5 protein-coding genes are annotated in these 4,335 nt (G+C 66.7%); 4 read left to right on the forward strand and 1 reads right to left on the reverse strand.

Translation table 11 applies throughout. The features are described 5' to 3' along the window. Nucleotides 1–332 precede the first annotated feature (332 nt). Together ASG59_RS11420 and ASG59_RS11425 are read left to right on the forward strand one after the other, a co-directional pair. On the forward strand, nucleotides 333–971 hold the full coding sequence (locus ASG59_RS11420) for a 2,3-bisphosphoglycerate-dependent phosphoglycerate mutase (protein ID WP_055882972.1): 639 nt from the start codon (nucleotides 333–335) through the stop codon (nucleotides 969–971). 147 nt (nucleotides 972–1,118) lie between these two features. Further along, nucleotides 1,119–2,216, forward strand: a complete 1,098-nt coding sequence (locus ASG59_RS11425) for a putative sulfate exporter family transporter (protein ID WP_055882974.1) — start codon at nucleotides 1,119–1,121, stop codon at nucleotides 2,214–2,216. Nucleotides 2,217–2,242: 26 nt separating this feature from the next. Here ASG59_RS11425 and ASG59_RS11430 read toward each other — a convergent pair whose 3' ends face one another. Continuing rightward, complete coding sequence (locus tag ASG59_RS11430) at nucleotides 2,243–3,394, reverse strand: TDT family transporter (RefSeq protein WP_055882976.1); 1,152 nt, start codon at nucleotides 3,392–3,394, stop codon at nucleotides 2,243–2,245. Between the two features lie 214 nt (nucleotides 3,395–3,608). Here ASG59_RS11430 and ASG59_RS11435 point away from each other — a divergent pair, with 214 nt between their 5' ends. Both ASG59_RS11435 and ASG59_RS21435 read left to right on the forward strand, forming a co-directional pair. Then, nucleotides 3,609–3,842, forward strand: coding sequence for a hypothetical protein (locus ASG59_RS11435; RefSeq protein WP_055882978.1), 234 nt, complete (start codon nucleotides 3,609–3,611; stop codon nucleotides 3,840–3,842). 78 nt (nucleotides 3,843–3,920) lie between these two features. Continuing rightward, nucleotides 3,921–4,055 (forward strand): hypothetical protein, encoded by a 135-nt coding sequence (locus ASG59_RS21435; RefSeq protein ID WP_274533822.1) that lies wholly within the window; start codon nucleotides 3,921–3,923, stop codon nucleotides 4,053–4,055. Nucleotides 4,056–4,335 lie beyond the last annotated feature (280 nt).

Below are 4,335 nucleotides of genomic sequence, written 5' to 3' on the forward strand. Positions count from 1 at the left end.
CGTCGTCGATACCGCGCGCCTCACCGGCGCCAGCCCGTTCGGCACCATCCTCAAGACCGTCGGCGCCTGAACCCTATCATCGCGGGGGTGGGTAATTACGGGTTCTACGGCGAGGAAGGATCGTGTCCTGACCCTCCGCTTTACGACTGGGTTGGGTGGGAAGCAGCTTGGCTGCTTTCAGTCGCAAGACGTTCTTAAGCGGACCTAGGATGACCCGCCGTCTCCGGATGGACGGTCCAACCCATCGCATGGTCGAAGTTCGTTAAAGCCGGATGCCGACTTCATCAGAGGCGATGCGACCGGCGCGAAAGTGCTCTGCTTCGGGAGACAGCGTGATTCACGATTGCAAAGCCCCGGTCACGCGACATCTCGTGCTGGTCCGGCATGGCCAGAGCGTAGCCAACCGATCCGGCCTGTTCACGGGATTGCTGGATTCGCCCTTGACCGAGCAGGGCCGGATGGAAGCCGAGGCAGCCGGGCGGCGTTTGGCCGAGCGCAGCTGGCGCTTTTCCGCAGCCTTCACCTCGACGCTGACGCGGGCCGTCGTGAGCGGCCGGCTCATCCTCGATGCGCTCGGGCAACCCGGATTGGTCCCCCAACGCTTCGCCGCGCTCGACGAGCGAGACTACGGCGACCTCAGCGGGCTCGACAAGATCGCCGCCGATGCGCGCTGGGGGGCGGAGCGGATCGAGACCTGGCGCCGCTCCTACGCCGAGGCGCCGCCGAACGGTGAGAGCCTGCGCGATACCGTCGCCCGCATCGTCCCATGCTACCTCCGAACCATCCTGCCGGCGGTTATGGGCGGAGACGTGCTCGTCGTCGCCCACGGCAATTGCCTGCGGGCGCTTGTCATGGCGCTTGAAGACCTGAGCCCCGCGGAGGTCGAGCACCTCGAACTCGCGACGGGTTCCGTCAGGATCTATGAGCTTGCTGCGGACACGACGATCAAGGCCCGCTGGATCGACGGGTGAATCCGCCTGTCGGCCCCCCACAATGGGTCTCGGCAAACTCTGAAGGGGTCCTCATTTCATCTATTCCGTTGATGGGAAGCATCTAATCATTCCGTTGGATTGAATGAAAGGGACATGGGATTTTCCGGCATCACATCGGAGCCATCCATGTCCGCGCCCAGACTTTTCTCCCACTCTCGTTCGACGCGTGCCTTGGCCGGCACGAGAGCTATCCTTCCGGGACTGGGCCTCTGCGTGGCGGTCACCGCCGCAGCGATCGGCTTCGAGGCCGTCGAGACGCAACTGTTCGGTCGTGCCTGGCTTGAAGCCTTGGTGCTGGCGATCCTGCTCGGGAGCGCGATCCGCACCGCCTGGACCCCGTCGCAGCGTTTCTTTCCCGGCATCGCCTTCGGGGCCAAGACCGTGCTGGAGATCGCGGTCGTACTACTCGGCGCGTCGCTCAGCCTCGCGACGATCCTCGCCGCCGGACCGGGTCTACTTTTCGGCATCGCGGGCGTCGTCGTGGTCGCGATCCTGTCGAGCTATGGCATCGGCCGGGCACTCGGGCTGCATCCGCGCATGGCAATCCTCGTCGCATGCGGAAACTCGATCTGCGGCAACTCGGCGATCGCGGCCACGGCACCGGTGATCGGCGCCGACGGCGAGGACGTCGCCGCCTCCATCGCCTTCACCGCGGTGCTGGGCGTGCTGGTGGTGCTCGGCCTGCCGCTGCTGGTGCCGCTGCTCGGTCTGTCGCCGATGCAGTACGGCGTGCTCGCCGGCCTCACCGTCTACGCTGTTCCGCAGGTCCTCGCCGCCACCGCGCCGGTCGCGGCGCTCAGCGTCCAGGTCGGAACCCTGGTGAAGCTCGTCCGGGTGCTGATGCTAGGCCCGGTCGTCCTGATGCTCTCGCTCGGTGCGAGCCGGCTGCGCGAGGAAACCGACGAGGCCGCCCCCGGCGTCACCGCCGGCGACCGCCCGGCCCGCGGCAGCCTCGCGATTCACCGCCTGGTGCCGTGGTTCATCCTCGCCTTTCTTGCGCTCGCGGGCCTTCGCTCGGCCGGGCTGGTTCCGCAGGTCGCGCTCGCGCCGATGTCGGAGACCGCCAATCTGCTCACCGTGGTCTCGATGGCGGCGCTCGGCCTCGGGGTCGATGTGCGCAGCGTCGCCAAGGCCGGGGCGCGGGTGACCCTGGCGGTGGTCGCCTCGCTCGTCGCACTCGGCGCCGTCAGCCTCGGTCTAATCCGCGTGCTGGGCCTCGCTTGAACCGATCGGATGCGCCCGAGGCCCGGTCAGGCCCCGGCGAGGCAGGGCGAGACGAAGAGCTCCCCGCGATAGGCCCCGCGCAACGTGCGCACGGACACGATCAGCCAGAGTAGGGTCAGCAGGCCGACGAGGCCCGCTCCGAGCCAGGCGAACCCGCTGAGTGCCGTCACTTCGCCGATCCGCAGGGTTGCCAGGGCATAGACGCCGAGCGGGAAGATGTAGCCCCACCAGCCGAGGTTGAACGGAACGCCGGCGCGCAGGTAGCGCACGGTGACGGCGAGCGAGAGCAGGAACCACCAGGCCCCATAGCCCCAGAGAATCAGTGCGCCGATGAGGCCCACGATCCTGAGGATGTCCGGAGCTCCGGCAAAACCGTCCGCCGCGAGGATCGGGCCACCGGCCTGCCCCAGCACGAGCAGGCCGAGCGCCCCGGTTCCGAGCGGACCGAGGGAGAGCCAGCTCGATGCGGCCATCTCCCGCGGTGGCAAGTTGTGCAGCGCCATGCGCAGCACCAGGATCGCCAGGATGCTCAGCGCCAGCGGGACCGAGACGCCCCAGAGCACAAAGCTCGTGACGATGACGGCGAGTTGTTGGCTCTCGCCATTCAAGGCTGGAGCGAGCAGGCCACCGGAGACGGCGACGACCTCGGCTGTCACCACTGGCAGCAGCCAGACGGCCGTCATCTGGTCGATGCGGTGCTCCTGGCGGGTGAACATCAGGTAGGGGATCGCGACAGCACAGATCAGAGCGAGCGCCACGTCGAACCACCACAGAGGCAGGGCGATGCGGACGGTCTCGGCGCCGAGATACGGTGGACCGAATATCAGTAGCCCGTTCAGCAGCGTCGCAAGTGCCATCGGGATCGCCCCGAAGAACATCGACACCGTCGAGTGTCCGAAGATCCGTCGGGCGCCATCGAAGTAGAAGATCCAACGCGCGCCGTAGACTAGGCAGAAGGTGGCGAAGAGCACGACGGAGGCGAGCCAGAGCCCGAGCGGGACAGGGGCCAGCAGGGCATGCGTCGCCGGCAGACGGTCGAGGGCCAAGGCGACCACGCCAGTGCCCATCACCACGGTGAACCAGTTCGGCGTGAATTGCCGGATCACGTCCCGCGGATGCTGGAGGCGAGAGAGCGGCTTCAGGCCTGTGCTGATCGCCAGCAGACTGGATTCCGACACGGGGCGCTCTCGGGCTTCGGAGGGTCAACGCACTGGCTCTAGCACGACCCCGCATCGCGCGCCGCCTCGATAGATAGCAGCTCGCAAGCGGCGCTTAATCATCAAAACAATCGATTATAACTAGCTAATCAAACTATTGGAACGAATGATTATCGGCCGCTACCTTCTTGTGATCACGAACCGACGTGACGACCCCACCAGAAGGATATCGACCATGACACGTACGATCGCCGCCGTCGCCCTCGCCGCCTCCGCCCTCGTCGGCATGACGGTCCTCTCGCAGGCCCAGGGCCTCCGCGCTCCGCAGGCCCACTCCATCATCAGCCCATCCGCACCGATCTACGGCGATGCCGATGGCGCCAACGCCAAGAACCCGGCGCTCCCGGCCTACGCCCGTGGCCGCGGCCAGGAGACCGGCGGCCCGGCGCGGGAACTGATCGGACGCTGACAGCGCCCCCTTGGCCGCCGGGCATCCGTCCGGCGGCGCGTGAAGCCTTCGACCACCCGAATGGCAGGGAGATCCATCATGACCCGACCCACCTTCGAGACCACCGACGAGGCCCGGCAGGGCGAGACCAGCGGTCACATGCGCTGGGTCCTGTTCTGGACGGTCGCCCTGACCGTCGCCGCCGTCGGCACCGTCTGGCTGACAATCATCTGACCCGCCCGCCCGCCATTGATCGGAGATCGGAAATCTTCGGATGATCGCAATCGGAGATCGTTGAAATCTCAAACGATCATCGGATGGAATAATCGTCTCGCCGTAGCATCTCCTTCACGGGGAAGACGCCTCTTTGCCGGGATGACATGGATCGACGACCCGAGTTTCCGGCGGCGAGACCTGATCGGCCCCCACGCGGTGGTCCAAGGTTAAAGTTAGTGCGCGGTTGGCCGCTCCGCTACGGGTAGCTTGGCCGGTGGAGCTGGTCGGGCGAGCGCAG

The sequence above is a fragment of the Methylobacterium sp. Leaf466 genome, from assembly GCF_001425565.1.
Taxonomy (GTDB): Bacteria; Pseudomonadota; Alphaproteobacteria; order Rhizobiales; family Beijerinckiaceae; genus Methylobacterium.

What these genes read in the sequence shown, in the direction of transcription:
- ASG59_RS21435 (WP_274533822.1), top strand. Translation starts at nt 3,921, where the DNA reads ATGACCCGACCCACCTTCGAGACCACCGACGAGGCCCGGCAGGGCGAG.
- ASG59_RS11425 (WP_055882974.1), top strand. Translation starts at nt 1,119, where the DNA reads ATGTCCGCGCCCAGACTTTTCTCCCACTCTCGTTCGACGCGTGCCTTG.
- ASG59_RS11435 (WP_055882978.1), top strand. Translation starts at nt 3,609, where the DNA reads ATGACACGTACGATCGCCGCCGTCGCCCTCGCCGCCTCCGCCCTCGTC.